The organism is Siminovitchia jepli, from assembly GCF_047228825.1.
GTDB lineage: Bacteria > Bacillota > Bacilli > Bacillales > Bacillaceae_C > Siminovitchia.
In genome coordinates, this window is record NZ_JBFEGN010000012.1 from 27,466 (window position 1) to 46,850 (window position 19,385).

At 45.0% G+C, this 19,385-nt stretch carries 22 protein-coding genes; 16 read left to right on the forward strand and 6 right to left on the reverse strand.

Features of this window, described 5'->3' with window-relative positions; translation table 11 throughout:
- The first annotated feature begins 166 nt into the window (after positions 1-166).
- The 4 genes from mobA to AB1L08_RS07255 are packed head-to-tail and all read left to right on the forward strand — an operon-like array spanning position 167 to position 2,474.
- Positions 167-760, forward strand: coding sequence for a molybdenum cofactor guanylyltransferase (mobA, locus tag AB1L08_RS07240; protein ID WP_413063997.1), 594 nt, complete (start codon positions 167-169; stop codon positions 758-760).
- Positions 750-1,214, forward strand: a complete 465-nt coding sequence (locus AB1L08_RS07245) for a molybdenum cofactor biosynthesis protein MoaE (protein ID WP_413063998.1) — start codon at positions 750-752, stop codon at positions 1,212-1,214. Before mobA ends, AB1L08_RS07245 begins: the two co-directional genes overlap by 11 nt.
- Positions 1,198-1,440, forward strand: a complete 243-nt coding sequence (gene moaD / locus AB1L08_RS07250) for a molybdopterin converting factor subunit 1 (protein WP_413064032.1) — start codon at positions 1,198-1,200, stop codon at positions 1,438-1,440. Before AB1L08_RS07245 ends, moaD begins: the two co-directional genes overlap by 17 nt.
- Before the next feature lie 5 nt (positions 1,441-1,445).
- Positions 1,446-2,474: a ThiF family adenylyltransferase gene (locus AB1L08_RS07255; protein ID WP_413063999.1), complete on the forward strand. Its 1,029-nt coding sequence runs from the start codon at positions 1,446-1,448 to the stop codon at positions 2,472-2,474.
- A 247-nt stretch (positions 2,475-2,721) separates the two neighbouring features.
- On the opposite strand, the gene AB1L08_RS07260 is transcribed toward AB1L08_RS07255, so the two are convergent.
- A complete protein-coding gene (locus AB1L08_RS07260) occupies positions 2,722-3,045 on the reverse strand; it encodes a YflT domain-containing protein (protein WP_413064000.1) in 324 nt (107 codons plus the stop codon).
- Positions 3,046-3,214: 169 nt separating this feature from the next.
- Between AB1L08_RS07260 and AB1L08_RS07265 the strand changes: the two genes are divergently transcribed.
- The 3 genes from AB1L08_RS07265 to AB1L08_RS07275 all read left to right on the forward strand — a co-directional run bounded on the left by AB1L08_RS07265 (position 3,215) and on the right by AB1L08_RS07275 (position 4,610).
- Positions 3,215-3,895 carry a uracil-DNA glycosylase gene (locus AB1L08_RS07265; RefSeq protein WP_413064001.1) on the forward strand — a complete coding sequence of 227 codons (681 nt, stop codon included), beginning with the start codon at positions 3,215-3,217 and terminating at the stop codon, positions 3,893-3,895.
- A 66-nt stretch (positions 3,896-3,961) separates the two neighbouring features.
- Positions 3,962-4,219, forward strand: a complete 258-nt coding sequence (locus AB1L08_RS07270) for a DUF5327 family protein (protein ID WP_413064002.1) — start codon at positions 3,962-3,964, stop codon at positions 4,217-4,219.
- 19 nt (positions 4,220-4,238) lie between these two features.
- Complete coding sequence (locus AB1L08_RS07275) at positions 4,239-4,610, forward strand: DUF423 domain-containing protein (RefSeq protein WP_413064003.1); 372 nt, start codon at positions 4,239-4,241, stop codon at positions 4,608-4,610.
- Positions 4,611-4,716: 106 nt separating this feature from the next.
- Here the strand turns inward: AB1L08_RS07275 and gerQ are convergent, their stop codons facing one another.
- Together gerQ and hemQ are read right to left on the reverse strand one after the other, a co-directional pair.
- Positions 4,717-5,178, reverse strand: a complete 462-nt coding sequence (gerQ, locus tag AB1L08_RS07280; protein WP_413064004.1) for a spore coat protein GerQ — start codon at positions 5,176-5,178, stop codon at positions 4,717-4,719.
- Positions 5,179-5,294: 116 nt separating this feature from the next.
- The gene (gene hemQ, locus AB1L08_RS07285; protein WP_413064005.1) at positions 5,295-6,047 is read right to left on the reverse strand and encodes a hydrogen peroxide-dependent heme synthase; all 753 of its coding nucleotides are present in this window, start codon (positions 6,045-6,047) and stop codon (positions 5,295-5,297) included.
- Between the two features lie 164 nt (positions 6,048-6,211).
- Between hemQ and pta the strand changes: the two genes are divergently transcribed.
- Positions 6,212-7,192: a phosphate acetyltransferase gene (gene pta / locus AB1L08_RS07290; protein ID WP_413064006.1), complete on the forward strand. Its 981-nt coding sequence runs from the start codon at positions 6,212-6,214 to the stop codon at positions 7,190-7,192.
- Between the two features lie 31 nt (positions 7,193-7,223).
- Positions 7,224-8,063 carry an octanoyl-[GcvH]:protein N-octanoyltransferase gene (lipL, locus tag AB1L08_RS07295; protein ID WP_413064007.1) on the forward strand — a complete coding sequence of 280 codons (840 nt, stop codon included), beginning with the start codon at positions 7,224-7,226 and terminating at the stop codon, positions 8,061-8,063.
- A gap of 27 nt (positions 8,064-8,090) precedes the next feature.
- Here the strand turns inward: lipL and AB1L08_RS07300 are convergent, their stop codons facing one another.
- The gene (locus tag AB1L08_RS07300; RefSeq protein WP_413064008.1) at positions 8,091-8,807 is read right to left on the reverse strand and encodes an RsfA family transcriptional regulator; all 717 of its coding nucleotides are present in this window, start codon (positions 8,805-8,807) and stop codon (positions 8,091-8,093) included.
- Positions 8,808-9,032: 225 nt separating this feature from the next.
- Here AB1L08_RS07300 and AB1L08_RS07305 point away from each other — a divergent pair, with 225 nt between their 5' ends.
- The gene (locus AB1L08_RS07305; RefSeq protein WP_413064033.1) at positions 9,033-10,334 is read left to right on the forward strand and encodes an HD domain-containing protein; all 1,302 of its coding nucleotides are present in this window, start codon (positions 9,033-9,035) and stop codon (positions 10,332-10,334) included.
- A gap of 60 nt (positions 10,335-10,394) precedes the next feature.
- A complete protein-coding gene (locus AB1L08_RS07310) occupies positions 10,395-10,904 on the forward strand; it encodes a YwgA family protein (protein ID WP_413064009.1) in 510 nt (169 codons plus the stop codon).
- 31 nt (positions 10,905-10,935) lie between these two features.
- On the opposite strand, the gene thmT is transcribed toward AB1L08_RS07310, so the two are convergent.
- On the reverse strand, positions 10,936-11,121 hold the full coding sequence (gene thmT / locus AB1L08_RS07315; RefSeq protein ID WP_413064010.1) for a 2-hydroxymuconate tautomerase: 186 nt from the start codon (positions 11,119-11,121) through the stop codon (positions 10,936-10,938).
- 147 nt (positions 11,122-11,268) lie between these two features.
- Between thmT and AB1L08_RS07320 the strand changes: the two genes are divergently transcribed.
- The 4 genes from AB1L08_RS07320 (at position 11,269) to AB1L08_RS07335 (ending at position 16,529) form a co-directional block, all read left to right on the forward strand.
- Positions 11,269-11,925 (forward strand): site-2 protease family protein, encoded by a 657-nt coding sequence (locus tag AB1L08_RS07320; RefSeq protein ID WP_413064011.1) that lies wholly within the window; start codon positions 11,269-11,271, stop codon positions 11,923-11,925.
- A 15-nt stretch (positions 11,926-11,940) separates the two neighbouring features.
- Complete coding sequence (locus tag AB1L08_RS07325; RefSeq protein WP_413064012.1) at positions 11,941-12,453, forward strand: YwhD family protein; 513 nt, start codon at positions 11,941-11,943, stop codon at positions 12,451-12,453.
- Between the two features lie 525 nt (positions 12,454-12,978).
- Entirely contained in the window at positions 12,979-14,706 is a 1,728-nt protein-coding gene (locus AB1L08_RS07330; protein ID WP_413064013.1) for an ABC transporter ATP-binding protein, read from the forward strand.
- A complete protein-coding gene (locus AB1L08_RS07335; RefSeq protein WP_413064014.1) occupies positions 14,703-16,529 on the forward strand; it encodes an ABC transporter ATP-binding protein in 1,827 nt (608 codons plus the stop codon). Before AB1L08_RS07330 ends, AB1L08_RS07335 begins: the two co-directional genes overlap by 4 nt.
- 38 nt (positions 16,530-16,567) lie before the next feature.
- Here AB1L08_RS07335 and AB1L08_RS07340 read toward each other — a convergent pair whose 3' ends face one another.
- Positions 16,568-18,619 (reverse strand): transglycosylase domain-containing protein, encoded by a 2,052-nt coding sequence (locus AB1L08_RS07340; RefSeq protein WP_413064015.1) that lies wholly within the window; start codon positions 18,617-18,619, stop codon positions 16,568-16,570.
- Positions 18,620-18,947: 328 nt separating this feature from the next.
- On the opposite strand from AB1L08_RS07340, the gene AB1L08_RS07345 reads away from it, so the two are divergent.
- Positions 18,948-19,379 (forward strand): YwiB family protein, encoded by a 432-nt coding sequence (locus AB1L08_RS07345; RefSeq protein ID WP_413064016.1) that lies wholly within the window; start codon positions 18,948-18,950, stop codon positions 19,377-19,379.
- The last annotated feature ends 6 nt before the right edge of the window (positions 19,380-19,385 follow it).

Here is a 19,385-nt window from a genome sequence, read left to right on the forward strand (position 1 = left end):
GCTCCTTCCAATTAAAAAGGTTGTACCAATTATATACCCTCTTTCGGGAGAAAGAAAATTGACAGGAAAACGCTGTGTTCCCAAAGCCGCAAAGCCCAAAAAAAGGTCAATTCTGTTATAATGATGACAACCATTTTGTAAATGGAATTTCGGGAGGCGCCGAAGCATGATAACGATTATTTTAGCCGGGGGCAAATCTAGCCGGATGGGACAAAATAAAGCGCTTATGCCAATAGTCGGGGTCCGTGTCATTGACCGGATCATTGCTGAATTCCGGCCTGTTTCGGAAAAAGTCATTGTTATTGCCAACGATGCGGAGCCTTATCAAAACTTGAATGTGCTGTTGCTTGAGGATGCTCCTTCCTATAAGGGGCAGGGACCGCTTGCAGGCATCTATACAGGTTTATATACAGCAGAGGAAGGACCGTGTCTTGTTGTGGCCTGCGATATGCCGTTTGCTTCTGCAAAGTTGGGCTGCCAGCTTATTGATATTTTAGAGAAAAATGACCGGGACGCTGTTATACCAACAGATCCTGAACGGATCCACCCGCTCTTTGCCGCCTATAACGCCCGGATTGCCGAAGCGGCGAAAGCGGCTTTAGAGGATGGGAAAAGATCGGTGAAATCAATGCTGGACCGGATTGATGCCGAATATGTGGATGTGGGCGAAGGCATCAAGGACGTCTGGAATATGAATACAAGCCAAGACTACATAAAAGCTGCCGAGATGGCTAAAGGGTGTGAGGAAAATGACGTGTGAGATTACGAGGGATCCGATCAATATTAATGATGTTTTTCAAAAGGTTGTTCGAAGGGAAGCAGGAGCGGTGACAATGTTTGCCGGAACAGTGCGCGAGCTGACGCATGGAAGGAAAACCCTTTTTTTGGAATATGAAGCGTATGAGTCAATGGCGCTTAAACAAATGGAACAAATTGTCAATGAAATGAAGGACAGGTGGCCTGTTGTCGAAGTGGCCATGATCCACCGCATCGGCCGGCTGGAGATTAGCGACATCGCGATCGCGATTGCCGTATCTTCCCCGCATCGGCCCGAAGCCTATGAGGCGAATCGCCACGCAATTGAAAGGGTAAAAGAACTGGTGCCGATTTGGAAAAAAGAGCATTGGGAAGATGGGGAGGAATGGGTCGGCAATCAACAAGGAACAAAAGAGTATGTCACAAGAAAACCGGAAGAAGGTGATTTGCTTGAATAAGGTTATGTTGTTTGCCCATTTAAAGGAAAATGCCGGAAAAAGCTTTATGGAAATCAATGCGGCCGGCAAAACAGTTAAAGAATTGCGCGCTTACCTGGAAAAAGAAACGTCATTGGGCAGTTTGGCCGGCATTATGATTGCGGTCAATGAGGAATTTGCCAAAGACGAACGGGTCATAGGTGAAAAGGACGAAATCGCGTTAATTCCTCCTGTCAGCGGGGGGTGATGGCGATGGCTTACCCAGCAGGACGTTATTCACGGCAGGAGCTTTTTAAGCCGATCGGGCCCGCCGGACAAAAAGAAATTCGCAAAAAACACGCCATCATTGTCGGTGTGGGGGCGCTTGGGACTCACACTTCTGAACTTTTGGCAAGGGCCGGAGTCGGGAAGCTGACCTTGATAGACAGGGATTATGTAGAAATGAGCAACCTGCAGCGCCAGCATTTGTTTATAGAAGAAGATGCAAGGAAAAAATGGCCGAAAGCGGAGGCGGCAAAAGAGAAGCTGCAACTTATTAATAAAGACGTGCAAATTTCCGCAATCGTCGCCCAGGCAGATGCTTCCTTGCTGGAAAATGTCGTGGAGAGTGCGGATCTATTAATAGATGGAACGGACAATTTTGAAACTAGATTTTTAATGAATGATCTGGCACAAAAATACCGGCTTCCTTATTTATTCGGATCCTGCCTCGGCAGCTTTGGCATGGCTTTTTCCATTATTCCGGGTGTTACGCCGTGCCTGCAATGTTTGCTGAAAAAAATTCCGTTACAAGGGCAAACATGTGATACGGTCGGCATTATCGCACCAACGGTACAAATGGTAACAGCCCATCAAGGTGCGGAAGCGTTGAAAATTTTATCCGGCAACATGAATGCCGTCAGAAAAACGTACGTTTCCTTCGATCTATGGGAAAACGAATATTTATCTTTAAAAACGGATGCACTGAAGGAAAGCAGCTGCCGTTCATGCGGCGAGAGGCCGGTATACCCGTTTTTGGACCCGGAGCTTGAAATGAAAGTGGCCGTTTTATGCGGCCGTGATACGGTACAAATCAGGCCGGCGGAGCAGGGGGATTTTCCTTTGGAACAGATCGTCAGGCAATGGCGTTCAGCGGGGTATGAAGTAGGCGGAAATCCTTTTCTCGTTTCCGTCCGCAAGGATGGAACCAGGGCCGTATTTTTCCGCGACGGCCGCGCGCTTATTCATGGGACGAGCGATCCTGATACAGCCAGAAAGATTTATCATTCACTGGTAGGATAATGGAAATAATGGCTGAAGGGGGAGAATCCGTTTGGTTTCGAGTTCGACGATTGCCGTCGGAACACCGATCGTTTTGCTGATTCTTTTTAAAAAGAAGCTTCCAATCTTGCTGAAAGTTTTCATTATGGTGCGCTGACATTCATCCTTTTTGCCCAAGTGCTTGATTGATTGGTTCATGATGAAATATAGGGAATATAAACTGAAAAAAGCAGGTGGATCTTTTCCACCCGCTTTTTGCCATTTCATATTAATGTTTTTTCGCAACCAACACAATTTCTCCGCCGTCCAACACTTTTTCATACTTTTCGGCCTCTGCTTTGCTCAGCCCGACCGCTTCAAATTCGGAGCGGAGCTCATCGCCTCTTTTACGGAAAATGTTTGTTACAGAATTAACCAAGCCTTGCTCTGCCACTCCGACTTCACCTGTGTCCAATGCCTCCGTCAAGTCCTTTTCCCGTTCTTCACCGTGTGCAAATAAATATATATTTTCCTTATCATATCCTTCCGCTGTTAACTGGTTAATAACTTCCTTTGCCTGTATTCCATTTTCGCATATTTTAACAGTATTCATGGAAAAGCCTCCTTTGAAGTCTATTTTGGGGACCAATAGCGGTCCGCTAGTATGTATATATCCGGACAAGTTTCACATTAAACATCATCGATGGGCGTTTTAATGTTCTTCCAGTGTAAAATATGCAAGAATAAATGCATGGTAGCATGTGTGTAAAGGAGGAACTTTCGTGTCGAAGAAAATTTTAAAAAACGACTGGGGACCGCTTTTGGAAGAGGAGTTTCAAAAGCCGTATTATTTAAATCTGAGGGAGTTTTTAAAAAAGGAATACAGAGAAAAAAATGTTTATCCGCCCATGCATGATATTTTCAATGCTTTGCATTATACTCCTTACAATGATGTAAAAGTTGTTTTGCTCGGACAGGATCCTTACCACGGTCCGGGACAGGCGCATGGCCTCAGTTTTTCGGTGAAGCCGGACGTCCCTATCCCCCCATCCCTTCAAAATATATTCAAAGAGTTAGAGAATGACTTGGGCTGCTTTATTCCGAACAACGGTTTTTTGGTAAAGTGGGCCAAAGAAGGAATCCTGCTGTTGAATACGGTTTTGACGGTAAGAGCGGGACAGGCCCACTCTCATCGCGGCAAAGGCTGGGAAATATTTACGGATAAAGTGATTTCGTTAATCAATGAACGCCCAAAACCAGCCGTGTTTATTCTTTGGGGGAGGCCCGCAAGAGAGAAGCTGCGCCTGATAGATACAAAAAAACACAAAATCATTCAATCTCCCCATCCGAGCCCTCTGTCGGCGAACCGTGGTTTTTTCGGAAGCCGCCCATTTACCAAAACGAACGCATTTTTACAAGAAATGGGTGAAGAGCCAATTGATTGGCAGATTCCCAACTTGTAACGTTTTTGATTTTTTGGCTCAATGGCCTTATGCTTGTAAGTAAGAGCCATACAAGGGGGATTATCCGTGAACGTTACATATAACGCATTTATTGATAAAATGGAACGGGAGTTGTTAAAGGCTAAACAAGCGGAAAGCGCAGAAGAAATCCGCGGGTGCATGTTCGCTGTCAAGGCCCTTGCCGAACTGGTCATCGAAGCGGGTGGCCAAGGAGGCGGCAAAGAACAAAAAGAGCATCATGTTTCTTCAAGTCCTGTAAAAGAACTTGGCGGCAAAATATTGAAGGATGAAGAAGCCAATGGGGAATCGATTTTTGATTTTTAAGTGATGGGAGAGCAGACGGATGAAAATATTTGTTATTTTGGGAGCAGTCAATGCCTTTCTTTCAGTTGCACTCGGGGCATTTGGTGCCCATGGATTGGAAAATAAGCTTGAGCCCAAATATTTGGAAATATGGAAAACGGGCGTCCAATATCAAATGTTTCATGCCCTTGGTTTACTGGCAATCGGCATCATTTCCGGGAAGGTTGGGGCAAGTTCCTTGCTTTCATGGTCGGGCTGGCTGATGCTCATCGGCATTATTTTGTTTTCCGGAAGCCTATACGTCCTCAGTACATCAGGGATAAAAGTACTGGGGGCCATTACGCCGTTTGGCGGGGTGGCATTCCTTGTCTCCTGGGTTTTGCTTATCTTGTTTTCAATTAAATATTTATAAGACTAAAAACCTCGGATCCTTACAGATTCGAGGTTTTTGTGCTTGTTAAGGCCGGAGTTGCTCCGGTCTGTACGACGATAAACAGGCGCTTGTGCTTATCTTAATTTTACCTGGGTGCGTAACGTGCTGTGCCTGCCCCAAAAGGATATTCATATTCAATCGGTTCGCTAAATGTGACATAATCGATATACACCATCGGGATCAAATATCTTTTCCCTGTTTCCGGATCGCTGATGATAAGGTGATCACGGCCGGCCGCCTCGATCAGTCCCCTGAAAATTTTTGCATTCCATTCCCTGTTATTTTCAAATGTAGCATGAACCTCAACAAGTTTTCCTTTGTTTAAACGCAGAATATTTTCAATGTAAGACTCCTCTATTGGAAGCATGCCGGGGACATTGACGCCGCCTTTGGTCCCTGTCACGGGTGTCGGAACATGCATGGGCTGCTGCATCGTTTGGGGCGGCATCATTCCATAATAAGGCTGTTGGCCATAGGGGATTTGACCTTGCGGGATCTGACCTTGCGGGAAAGGACCTCCCCCTTGCGGTTGATTTGTTTTCGCCAAAGCATTCCCTCCTCAAAAGATGAGTTATTCTGGATTTAATGTTCTTTTATATGTATGTAAAATGGAGGGGGAACATGCGAAAAAAATCCCCCATTCATTACAAATGGGGGGAAGGGTTATTTTACATGCAAAAATTGATCGAGCCGGTTGCTTTCAAGCAAATGTCCAACAAAAAACGAACCGAATTCACCGTAGCGGGCACTCACTTCATCGAAGCGCATTTCGTATACAAGTTTTTTGAATTGCAGTACATCATCGGAAAAGAGGGTAACTCCCCATTCGTAATCATCAAACCCGACAGAACCGGTAATGATTTGTTTTACCTTCCCGGCATATTGGCGGCCGATCAATCCGTGGCTATACATAAGGTCTTTCCGTTCTTCCATTGTCAGCATGTACCAGTTGTCATGGCCTTCCCGGCGCTTGTCCATCGGATAAAACGAAACATATTTCGTTTTGGGCAATATCGGGTATAAACGGGAACGGACATATGGATTCTCGTATGGATCTTCATCAGAATCTCCGGCAAGATAGCTGCTTAATTCCACGACGGAAAAATAGGAATATGCCGGTGTTGTATACTCCGCAATTGTCAGTTTATTAAATTCATTTTCAAGATCATTCAATTCTTCCATTGTTGGCCGCAAAATCATTAGCATGAAGTCTGCCTTTTGCCCTATAATCGTATACAAGGCATGGCTGCCTTCTTTGCGGTCTTGCACATCATCCAGTTTTCCAAGGAACTGCTTGAATTCGTGAATGGCGGCTTGCCGTGCATCATTGGATAATAATTTCCATGCCGCCCAATCGATTGTCCGAAAATCATGCAGCGCGTACCAACCGTCTAACGTTTGCGCCGGTTCACTCACAACGATCACTCCCATACTTTATAATCCATTATTACTATAGCACAGTTTATCCGTTTCTTAAATTCGCATCACTCTTATTGAAAAAGGGAATAGGGAAAGAATGGCGTTTCTTGAAAAAGTGTAAAATATGTGATGATTTCGGATCACATTTGGGAGGCAAGAATATGGAGGAATTATTTCATGGGTTGAAAACAAAGGCAGCCGGATGGGAAAGAAAAATTGTTTTTCCCGAATCAATGGACTCGCGGATTCTTGCTGCAGCAGGCCGGCTTGCAAAGGAGGGGGCATTGACGCCGGTATTAATCGGCGATTTTGAAGAAATTGGCAAATTTGCCCGAGAACTGGACATTTCTGTGGAGGAAATGGAAATATACGATCCCCACAAATATGTCGGAATGGATGAAATGATCGGAGCATTGGTGGAGCGGAGAAAAGGAAAAGTGACGGAATCGGAAGCTTCGGAACTATTACTCGATGCAAACTATTTTGGTACCATGCTCGTCTATTTAAAAAAAGCCCATGGTTTGGTGAGTGGGGCTGCGCATTCAACTGCCGATACGGTCCGGCCCGCTCTTCAGATCATCAAAACAAAACAAGGAGTCGGCAAGGTTTCGGGCATATTTCTCATGGTCAGGGAGGAAGAAAAGTATATGTTTGCCGATTGCGCGATCAATATTGCCCCAACCGGCCGGGAGCTGGCGGAAATAGCCGTGGAAAGTGCAAAAACGGCCCGTATGTTTGATATAGATCCCCGTGTGGCTGTCCTCAGCTTTTCGACGAAAGGGTCGGCCCACTCCGAAGAAACAGTTAAAGCGGCGGAGGCCGTTCAACTGGCCAAAAATATGCATCCTGAACTGGTGATTGACGGCGAATTTCAGTTTGATGCGGCTTTCGTGCCGGCTGTGGCGTTCAAAAAAGCGCCCGATTCAGAAATTCAAGGGGATGCAAACATTTTTATTTTCCCAAGTCTGGAGGCAGGGAACATCGGGTACAAAATTGCGGAACGGCTGGGTGGCTTTGCCGCAGTCGGCCCAATCCTCCAAGGATTAAACGCCCCCGTGAACGACCTTTCCCGGGGATGCAGTGAAGAGGACGTATATCGACTTGCAATTATAACAGCTGTCCAATCAATGGGACAAACATAATGGCATCAAGAGAGACAAGAGGAGAGAACTGATGGCAGAAATCAAGTCCTTATTATACCAAGATCAATGGCGGATCATTGATCAATCCGGGATAGCCCCACATTTTAACGCATTGGAGTCGTTCGCGATCGATGATACGCTTTGCCAGTCTGTCGGCAGCGGTTATTCCCCGGCAGTGATCCGCACTTGGGTCCATGCCGATACAGTGGTATTGGGTATTCAAGATACGAAGCTTCCGCAGCTTGAAAAAGGGCTCCGGTTTTTGGAAGAAAATAATATGAAATGGGTCGTGCGCAATTCCGGCGGCTTGGCCGTTTTGCTTGATGAAGGGGTATTGAATATTTCCCTCATATTTCCGGACACAGAACGGGGCATTGACATTAATCGCGGTTATGATGCCATGTGGGAGCTTGTTAAGATCATGTTCCAAGATTATCCCTACGGGATTGAAGCACGTGAAATCATTGGTTCCTATTGCCCCGGGAGCTACGATTTAAGCATCCGTGGAAAAAAATTTGCCGGCATTTCCCAAAGGAGAATTCGAAAAGGCGTTGCTGTTCAAGTGTACTTGTGCGTTTCTGGAAGCGGAATAAAACGGGCGGAATTATTAAAGCAGTTTTACACACATTCCAAATTCAATGAATCAATGAAATATGTGTTTCCTGCGGTTCAGCCTGGCGTCATGGCATCCTTATCCGAATTGTTAAATGAACCGATTACAGTAACAGACGTCACTCAGCGGCTATTGGAAGCAGTGAAATGTACCGGTGGGCAATTTTATATGAGCAGCCTCCAAGGGAAAGAGCTGGAATGGTATCCTCATTATTTTGAACGAATGGTGGACAGAAACAGAAAATTTATGGAAAAATAGAAAAAGCCGCACCGGGCGGCTTTTTTCTTACTCAGCCAGTTTCTCCAAATTACCGTTCCGATCCATTTTAAAGGTTGTGGACGGGCGTTCTTCCTCGTCAAACAGGACAAGCTTTCTTGCACGGTTCAGGATTTTCATTAATGTCTCATAATCTTCCTGCATCGTAACTGATGTATTCTCCAGTTCTTCTATTTTTTGGGCCAGTTCTTTATTTTCAGCTTTTAGATCGGTTAATTCCCTTTTTAATCTCTCATTCTCACTTCTTAATATTTCTGAGTTGAATTCCGAATGATGGAGCTGCTGTAAATAAGCAATGACCGTGCCTAAATTGATTTCATTTCCGGACGGGACAATTTCTTTTGTAGCGCCCTGGTTTTCCTTCATATCAAAATCTGATGAATCAACAATTTCTGTTCCATTAACGTCCTCCAAAACCGGGGCTTGGATATCCTCCAAAGATGGAACCGGCGGCTGGTATAATAATTTTTTCTTTCCGCCCTGGTCTTTTCCCAACAGCCTTTGCCGCTGTTTTCGCTGTTTTTTGGCCAAATCAAGCGCTTTTTCATATTGCTGGCGGACGACAGCATTCCAGCGGAATCCGCAGGCTGCAGATGTTCGGTTTAATTTGTCTCCAACTTCTTCAAAAGCATTTAACTGGGTACTGCCTTCGCGTACATGCCTAAGAACCGTTTCGGCCAAAAGCAGATCATTTTCTTCTGTCCAGGCATCTTGGCGTGTTTTCATCTTAACCAACTCCTTTTGAACTATTTTTTGGTTAGTTAAAGGATGTACAAGAAAAATGGTTTTTATACCAAAATGGCAAAAAAGCTGATAGTTTTTGATGGGACGCTGAAAATTAATCTTGTTTTCTTATGCATTGAAACGGCAGCTTCGGCCAGATGAACGTTCTTTCTTTACGTGCTGAAAACCGCTATAATGAAAACATGATAGATAGGAAGAGGAGAGCCGATAGTGGATTCCAGCATCAAATTAAGCGAGGAAAAAGTGTTTAAAGATCCTGTTCACGGTTACATACACGTCAGGGATAAACTCATCTGGGATCTGATTGGAACGAGGGAATTTCAGCGGCTGCGTCGCATCAAGCAGCTCGGCACGACCTACCTGACCTTTCACGGGGCTGAGCACAGCCGGTTTAGCCATTCGCTCGGGGTTTATGAAGTTGTCAGGCAAATTATCGATGAAGTTTTTGAAGGGCATCCTGGATGGAACCCGGATGAGCGCCTGCTGTCACTTTGTGCGGCTTTGCTGCACGATCTTGGCCATGGACCGTTTTCTCATTCATTTGAAAAAGTGTTTCGCCTTGATCATGAGCATTTTACAAAACATATTATCCTCGGGGATACGGAGGTCAACGATGTCCTCAAGTCTGTCGGCGACGATTTTCCCCAACAAGTGGCTGAAGTCATTCAAAAAACGTATCATGACAAGCTTGTTGTGAGTTTGATTTCAAGCCAAATAGATGCAGACCGGATGGATTATTTGCAGAGGGATGCGTATTTTACCGGTGTGAGCTACGGCCACTTTGACATGCAGAGGATCATGCGCGTCATGCGGCCACATGAGGATCATGTCGTGTTTAAATCGAGCGGCATGCATGCGGTGGAAGATTATATCATGAGCCGGTATCAAATGTATTGGCAAGTTTACTTTCATCCGGTGACCCGGAGTGCGGAAGTGATTTTAACAAAAATACTCCAAAGGGTAAAAGCATTATATAAAATGGGATACCCATTCAAGAAAGAACCTGTGCACTTTCAATCTTTATTTGAAGAAAAAGTGACGCTCTCCGATTATTTAAAATTGGACGAACCCGTCATCCTCTATTATTTTCACATGTGGGAAGAAGAGGATGATCGAATTTTATGTGATTTATGTCACCGTTTTATGAACAGAAACCTGTTTAAATACGTGGAATTTGAGCCGGCCCGGCAATATAGGGTGCTGCGTGAATTGGAGGATTTATTTCGGGAAGCGGGCATTGACCCGGAATATTATTTGGCGGTTGATTCCTCATCGGATTTGCCTTATGATTTTTACCGTCCGGGAGAAGAAGAGGAGCGCCTGCCGATTCATTTGCTGATGCCAAACGGCGAGCTGTCCGAACTTTCAAGAGAATCGGCGATTGTCCAGGCGATTTCGGGAAAAAGGCGGACCGATCATAAATTGTATTTTCCTGAAGATTTGCTGCAAAGCAGATCCGGGGAACATAATATTTCCAGGCGCATCCTTTCTATGCTGCACACATTTTAATGGATGCCGTGGAACGGATGTACAAATTGGAAAATTTACAGCGGGGGTTGAAATATATTCATGCTTCATGATCATCTGAAATTAATGACAGTCTTTGCTTCGGCTGGTGAAATTGTCGGCAGGAAAAAGCTGCAAAAAATGATTTTTATCGCAAAAAAAATGAATTTTCCATTTGAAGAGAAGTTTGAGTTTCATTTTTACGGGCCCTATTCCGAAGAATTGACGTTGAGGATTGAAGAGCTTTGCAATTTCGGTTTTATTGAAGAAATGAAGGAAGATAAGGGCGGGTACAGCCAATATCGCTATATGATCACGCCGTCGGGCCGTGAATTTTTGGAATCCGAATCGGTCAATATCCCCCTTTTGGAAGAATGCCTGACCGATATGAACGGACAAAGCGCCCGATTTCTCGAGCTTGTTTCTACCGTATTATATTTTGAACATCTTCCGAAAAATGAAGTGGCGGATAAAATTGCCGAACTGAAACGCAAGCAAAATTACTCCATGAAGGAAATTGACGAAGCATACAGCTATATACAATCATTAAAAAAGACAGTGTCTCCGAATTAACATTCGGAAAGACTGTCTTTTTTCAGCCCGGCTATTGGTCGCTGAATCTTTTGCCGCCAACGGCATAATGGTTTCTCGTCATTTCTTCAATCACAATGGTTACGGATTCAGTAGAAGCGCCTGTTGTTTCTGCTACAGCTTCCGTTACTTTTTCCACCAACGCTTTTTTCTGTTCATCTGTCCGTCCTTCAAACATTTTAATGGTCACCAGCGGCATCGTTTTTTCCTCCCCGAAAATAATGACATTTCATTAAAAGTGTATGCCTTTTACTGGTTGCTTTTCAAGCGAAGAAACACATTGAATGAGTAAAGCCCGTTTATTTTGTATAATATGAACAATAGACTAAAAAAAGGGGCTGGATATGTGGAAAGATTTTTAAGGTTTCCGCTGGAACAAATTCCGATCGTGGCGGCGGTGCTGCTCATTGCCTTTACGGTACATGAATTTGCCCACGCTTATACTGCATATAAGTTTGGAGACCCGACGGCGAAAAATCAGGGCAGGCTTACATTGAATCCAATCCACCATTTGGATCCGATCGGGACATTGCTGATTTTTATTGCCGGGTTTGGCTGGGCGCGCCCGGTTCCTGTCAACCGCTATCATTTTAAAAATCCGCGGCTTGCAGGCATCATTGTTTCATTAATGGGGCCGGTGAGCAATTTCGCCCTGGCTATTCTCGGCTCTTTCATATTTTTTATATTGATGGTAACGGGAGTATCTGCGCAACTGCCAGTTTTTGTGACCCAATTTTTCAACCTGTTTATATGGATGAACGTATTGTTGTTTGTTTTTAATTTGCTGCCCCTTCCGCCGCTGGACGGATACCGTATTGTGGAGGATCTTGTTTCACCTGATACCAGGGCGAAAATGACGCGGTATGAGCAATATGGATCACTCATATTTTTAATATTAGTCATTACTCCGCTGTCGTATTATACGATTCACCCGATTTTGAACACGGTCGTCCCTTTTTTCATCAACAGCATACATAACGTATTTGCGATGTTTTTGCGGTAGTATAAAGGAGGAGTTATGATGGAACAAAAGAGAAAAGTCGAGTTTAATATCATAAAAAATGATCCTACCATGGGACATAAAGGCTTCGGAATCGGTTCACTCAGCCTTGAAAATATTACGCCCATCTTGATTGATGTCGAGGCAGGGGAGGCCTGGATTGAGGAACAGGCAATGCACGCGCGCAGCAAAACGGAACGCGGCGTCAAATATTTGAAGGACAGGAGCGAATTCCCCGAAGAGGGAGCCAAGAAATACTGGGTCGTATGGGTCGCCGTGGACATTAAAGATGAGGGTCCGTATTATGCGGGGGTCGCCGCTTGCGAGCTATGGATCAACCGTCCGGCCCGCCGCGGCTACAAATCAATGCCGGAGCACGTCAATCATTTGGATAAAGCAATGAAAGGGCGGGTGATTGTCCGCCATATGGATCAGCCATCAAGAAAAGTCCTCGCCGACTTCCTGAAAAACCATGATGAAAAAATATGGCTCAATTCCAGTGATGAGCTAAGAGAAGAATTGGAAAATTGAACGTTCAATCGAGCGTCTTTTTGAACAATCTATGACAGTTAAAAAAAATGCCGGGCACCAGCTTGCCGATTTACGGGAAAGTAAGTAAACTTAAAGATAGTTTGCACATGGCAAACTGGGACATAAAAAGCGCTGGCGCTTAAACAGCTTGGGGCAGCATACCCCAAGCGCTTTTTTATTTAAACCCTCGTGTAATCGATATCCCAAATGACACCGAATGGGTCTTTTGCTTTTGGATATTTGCACCCCAAAAAGTGTCTTGCAGCTCCTTTGCAACGCGGCCTTTTTCGCCAGGCCGATGAGAAATCGTTTCGATTTCTTCCTGTTCAAGTTCAAGAGCCAATGAAATTTGGGTCCCTCACCGCAGAATACATCCTTATACCGGTCCCGCGGCCTCTTTCGCATTTTCCGTCAAAAGTGAAATAAATCTTTTTCACTCCAATCAATGCTTTGATTCTCAATCTTTTTCATTATAAACTAGAAAAGTATATTTACCTGGCCACATCATCTAAACAGGAATGGGATGTGATTACCATGCTTGTTCATATAAAAAAGTATTATATACAAATTGCCTGTGTCGTGTTCCTTACGCTTGGAGCCATTATGCTGGAGCTGCTGCTGCCGACGCTCATGGCCAACGTCGTCGATATTGGCATTGTCAGAGGTGATATTCCTTATATCTTAAAAATTGGCGGACTCATGATCGTTTGCGCATTGGCAGCCGTCTTGCTCATGACGGGGGTTTCGTTTTTTGCCTCCCGGACCGCCCTCGGTTTTGCCAGAGATGTCAGGCGTGATTTGTTTGTCACCGTTGAAAACTTTTCCGTGCAGACATTTGATAAAATCGGAACAGCATCTTTGATTACGAGGACGACAAACGATGTAAAGCAAGTTCAAGATGTGTTTAACATGGTATTGCGCATGATGACGCGCGCTCCTCTAATGCTCGTCGGGGGGATTATTTTGGCGGTTGCGAGGGAGCCCGGACTTTCCGTTGTTTTTCTCGGTTCACTGCCCATATTGGCGCTCCTGATTTTTTTCATATCCAAAAAAGCCATTCCGCTATTTGCGGCGTTACAGAAAAAAACAGACAAATTAAATCTCGTTGTCAGACAAAGCTTAACGGGAGTCAGGGTCATTCGGGCATTTAACAACGTTGGCCGTGAGAAGAATCGGTTTAATGCCGCGAATGAAGATTTCCGCGATACCGGGATTAAAGTGAATAAAATGATGGCTGTTCTTTTTCCGGTCATGATGATGGTTATGAATTTTACGAGTATTGCGATTGTCTGGTTCGGGGCTGTCCGGATTGACCAGGGCTTCATGCAGGTAGGAAATTTGATGGCATTTTTACAGTACGCCATGATGATTTTAATGTCTTTGATCATGCTTTCCTTTGGATTTATCATGATTCCGCGGGCGCAGGCTTCCTTAAAAAGGATCGATGAAGTGCTCCGTATGGAAAATGACATTTTGGATCCAGAGACACCGGGAAATGGGAGTGCTCTGAACGGGTTCATCCAATTTCACGATGTTACTTTCCGATACGAAGGAGCCGAAAAGCCGGCGTTAAAAAAGATATCATTTGAGGTAAAGCCCGGCGAAACGACGGCGATCATCGGAAGCACCGGTTCAGGGAAATCGACGCTTCTTAAACTCATACCGAGAATGTATGATGTTGAAGAGGGTACGGTTTCGATTGACGGGGTGGACGTACGAAACATCCCCCAGCAAGAATTGAGGAAGAGAATCGGCTATGTACCCCAAAAAGCCATATTGTTTAGCGGTACGGTGGCTGAAAATTTGCGCTATGGAAAAGAAGATGCAACTGAAGAGGAGATGTGGGAGGCGTTGGATATTGCTCAAGCTTCCAAATTTATAGAAGAAAAAAATGAAGGATTGGATCTGTTTGTGGACCAGGGTGGAGCCAACTTGTCCGGGGGGCAAAAACAGCGCATCGCCATTGCCCGCGCCATCGTCAGAAGGCCCGACATTTATTTATTTGATGACAGCTTTTCGGCGCTTGATTTTAAAACGGATGCAAAATTGCGGACCGCACTTTCCGGCATTACGAAAGAGGCTGGTGTCGTCATTGTCGCCCAGCGCGTCAATACGGTCATACATGCAGATCAAATTATCGTATTGAATGAAGGGGAAGTGGCCGGCATTGGAACGCACAAAGAACTGCTGGCAGAAAATCAAATTTATCAGGAAATTGTATTTTCCCAGCAGGCCGGGGAGGAAGGCGCATGAGTAAACAAAGCAGTCGCCCGGGCTTTCGGCCCGGACCGGGCGGTTCACGGCATGGAATCGCCCCGGGAGAAAAGCCGAAGGAATTCAACAAGACGTTCAAGAGATTGGCGGGCCATTTAAAACCAAGGAAATTTCAGCTGCTTTTCGTAACCGTGGCAGCGTTTTTTTCTACATTATTTAGTGTCGTTACCCCAAAGCTGCTTGGGGATGCGACATCCTCCATTTTTGCAAGTGTGACGGGAGGAACGGGGATCGATTTTCCTTTTTTACAGAAGCTGCTTATGTTGTTGTTGAGTCTATACATTGTTTCTTCCCTCTTTACTTATTTACAGCAATATTTAATGGCGGGAATCTCCCAGAAAACGACGGCCGAGCTTAGAAAAGCCGTGAACGATAAACTCGCCCGCCTGCCGCTTCGTTATTATGACCGTCATCCGCACGGGGATATTTTAAGCCGGGCGATTAATGATATTGACAATATTAATAACTCGATTCAACAAGCACTATCACAAATGATCACGTCTTTCATTAGTATCATTGGAACAATCATCATGATGCTTGTCATCAGCCCGACGTTGACTTTGGTCATTTTGATCACTTTTCCATTGAGTGCGCTTGTTATCAGGTTTATTGCGTCCCGCTCCCAGAAGCATTTCGTCAATCAGCAAGTGGAGCTCGGAAATATCAACGGCCACATCGAAGAAATGTTCTCCGGGCATCAGGTGGTCAAGGCGTTTGGGCATGAGAAAAAAGCCATTAAAACATTCGACGAGGTGAATGAACGTCTTTATCAGTCCGGCTGGCGGGCACAATTCATTAGCGGAATCATGATGCCGATGATGACTTTTGTCGGGAACTTGGGATTTGTCTTCGTGAGTATTTGCGGAGGTCTTCTCGTATTGAACGGAAGCATCCGTATCGGGGATGTGCAGGCATTTATTCAATATTCACAGCAGCTTTCGCAACCGATTACACAGGCTGCCGGGATCGCCAACATGGTTCAAACGGCGCTGGCCTCTGCCGAGCGGGTTTTTACATTGTTGGATGAGCCTGAGGAAGCAGGGGAAGCTCCTTCTAAAGTGCCGTTCGAACATATTAAGGGCAAAATTACATTTGATCATGTCCGCTTCGGTTATGAAAAAGGGAAACCGGTTATTAAAAACTTGAGTCTGGAAGTTCAACCGGGACAAACGATTGCCATCGTCGGGCCTACAGGTGCCGGCAAAACAACGATTATCAATTTGCTCATGAGATTTTATGAACTCGACGGCGGGAACATATGGATCGATGACATAAATATCCGCGACCTTACACGGGAGGAGGTCAGGTCGCTGTTTGGCATGGTGCTTCAGGATACATGGCTCTTTAACGGAACGATCCGGGACAATATTGCCTACGGACGCGATGGTGCAACGGAGGGGGAGATCATCCGGGCAGCCAAGAGTGCGTATGCCGATGACTTTATCCGGACATTGCCCGATGGATATGATACGATCCTTGGTGAGGATGCGGCAAATATTTCACAGGGCCAGCGGCAGTTAATCACGATTGCACGGGCGATTTTGGCTGACCCGAAAATGATGATTTTGGATGAGGCAACAAGCAGTGTTGACACAAGGACCGAAATGAATATTCAGCGGGCGATGAATAAGCTGATGTCAGGCCGCACAAGCTTCGTCATCGCCCACAGGCTGTCGACGATCCGTGACGCCGATGTGATCCTCGTTATGAACGAGGGGGACATTATTGAAAAAGGAGCGCATGAATTACTGATGGAACAAAACGGCTTCTATGCGGATTTGTATAAAAGCCAATTTGCATAGAAACGGCATCCCTGCTACAGCCGGGATGCCATTTTTATTCAAAATATTTTTTCCCACCACCGTTTTTTCTTTTCTTTTTTCCGGTCCGGCGCCTCCAAAGGTTCATCATGCATGTGGACTGTACAATATTCTGTTGGCTCCGTCCCTTTTACAAAGTATGTGAGGCGAAACACCGGGCAGGAATTTGTGGCGATCTTTCCGTTTGCCGGGTCAATCGGAACCGCCACCGTATTGGCCGGCGGTGAAAAGGCGTGATCCTTTTCATCTTGTCCTTCGAGCGCCTCTTCCATGAAACGAATCCATATATTTTTGGCATACAATTTGTCTTCCGTTAACGTCATTTCTTTTCCTTTGTCATATCCGGTCCAAACAACAGATGCCAATTTCGGGGTAAAACCCGCCATCCAGCTGTCCGAATTCGTTGAACCGGACTTTCCGGCATATTCCCGGGACATCTGATTGACAACCGATGCACCTGTAACAGTGGCATACCCGCTCAGTTTCGGATCGAAAATGCCTGTCATCATATGGCTTAATACAAAAGCAAGTTCAGGCTTTAACACCTTCTCTTTAAAAGCAGGTGCTTCGTAAATGACCTTTCCGCGGGAATCTTCCACCCGCGTAATAAACACGGGTTCAACCTTTGTTCCGCCATTGGCAATCATGCTGTATGCATTGAGCAGTTCGATCACCTTAACCCCCGATGTTCCAAGTGCAAGGGAAGGGACCTTTTTTAAGCCGGATTGGATTCCCATTTTTTTGGCTGTTTCAATCAGGGCATTTTGTCCAAGGAACATGTGGGTTTTTACCGCGTAAACGTTGTCTGAAACGGCAAGCGCCTGGGCCATTGTTACTTCTTCATTTGCATATTGATTGTTAAAGTTATGCGGTGTATATTCGTTATGTTCCCCGTTCAATCTGAACGTTGTTGGTTCACTGCGCAGCATTGTGGCCGGTGTAAATCCGCGTTCCAATGCAGCGTAATAAAGAATCGGCTTGATCGTTGATCCGGGTTGTCTGACTGCCTGCACTGCCCGGTTAAAGGGGCTTTCATTATAATCCCTTCCCCCTACAAGAGCCTTGACATATCCGGTGTCTGGCTCCATTGCTGCAAATCCAACCTGTATTTCGGATTTTTCGGATATGGTTTCCCGAACGACCTCCTCGGCAATCTTCTGATATTGTAAATCCAATGTCGTATACACTTTGAGGCCGCCCAGTTCAACGACGCGATTATCCAATCCTGCCTTTGAAGACAATTCTTTTTTTACAACATCATAAAAATACGGTGCAAAATCGGCTTTGTGGTGCGGATGTTTTCCGATGAAATGAAGTCTTTCCCTTGCTGCGGTTTCTTTTTCGGAAACGGAAATTTTCCCTGTTTCCTGCATGGCGGTTAAAATCAGGAGCTGCCTGTCTTTTGCTTTTTCAGGGGAAACAAGGGGAGAGTAAATCCCCGGACCCTTTGGAATCCCTGCGAGCATGGCGGCTTCGGCCAGAGAAAGCTCCTTCGCGCTCTTTCCGAAATAAAATTGGCTGGCAGCTTCAATTCCGTAAGCGCCATGTCCGTACGAAATGGTATTAAAATAACCCTCAAGAATTTCATCTTTGCTATAATGAAACTCCAGCCGAATCGTGTAAAAAGCTTCGAGCAGCTTTCTTGTCCACGTTTTCTCCAACGTTAAAAATAAATTTCGGGCATACTGTTGGGTAATTGTACTCGCTCCCTGCACTTTACCCATGGATTTCATATTGGCAAGTACTGCTCCGCCAATTCTTTTGATGTCAAAACCACTGTGTTCATAAAATGTCCTGTCCTCGATCGCAATCATCGCGTCAACGGCGTGGGGAGAAATCTCATCAAGTGAAACCCAATACCTTTTCTGTCCGCTATTGCTTTCCCCGATGATCGACCCATCCGCTGCGTAATACAAAGTGGATTGCGGGATGGACAGTGGAGGGGGCCCAAGTATTTTCAGCCATAAGAAAAAAGATAGCAGCAGCGTGCCAACAGCAGTTGCCGCCATTATAAATAAAAAAGAAAAAATGCGAAAAGTTCTCCATTTTTTTTCCTTTGTTATGGCCTCCATCCCTTTCACCCCCAAAAATTCTACTAATCTTCTTTCAACAGTATGAGAGAAAACGGCCGCATTTATTCATGAACCGGGAGATTTTTGGAAAAAAAATACCCGTTTTGGGTATCACACACTTTCGGCCATCCATATGAAGTTTTTTTATTTTTGCTGTGTTATTGTTATGAAACAGAACTGAAACGGCGGGTGGAATATCAGCAGCTTATTTCACAACGAATTCACAAATAAATAAATCTTGGCAAATATCGCTTTCGTTCCATGGACTTTCCTACTGGTTTTTCCTATAATATAAAGGTTATATTAAGCATAAAAGGAAGTGATGGCATTGACGGCTGAAGCAGAAATCCCAGTCAAAATCCATCTCGTAACGAAAATTCGGCTTGAAGATGAAGAGGAAACATACGAATTGGTCGTTTTTGGGCATTATTATAAAAAAAATAATAAAATTTATTTAACATATGAAGAAGTCCAAGAAGAAGGGACAGTTCGTTCAGTCGTAAAAGTGGACGGGAATGAGGCCACTATTTTTAGAAAAGGCGTCATAGACATGCGCCTCAAGTTTCGTTTGAATGAACAAAAAAGCGGTTCTCACATGAGTGAATTCGGAAGCCTTTTGTTATCGACCAATACGAGGGGCATTTTCCACAAAGAAAGTACCGAAAAATGCGAAGGGACCGTAAAACTGCAGTACGATTTGTTTATGCAAGGGGCGCATGCAGGTGAATATGATATGGAGATAAATTATAAGGAGGAGTAAGTAATT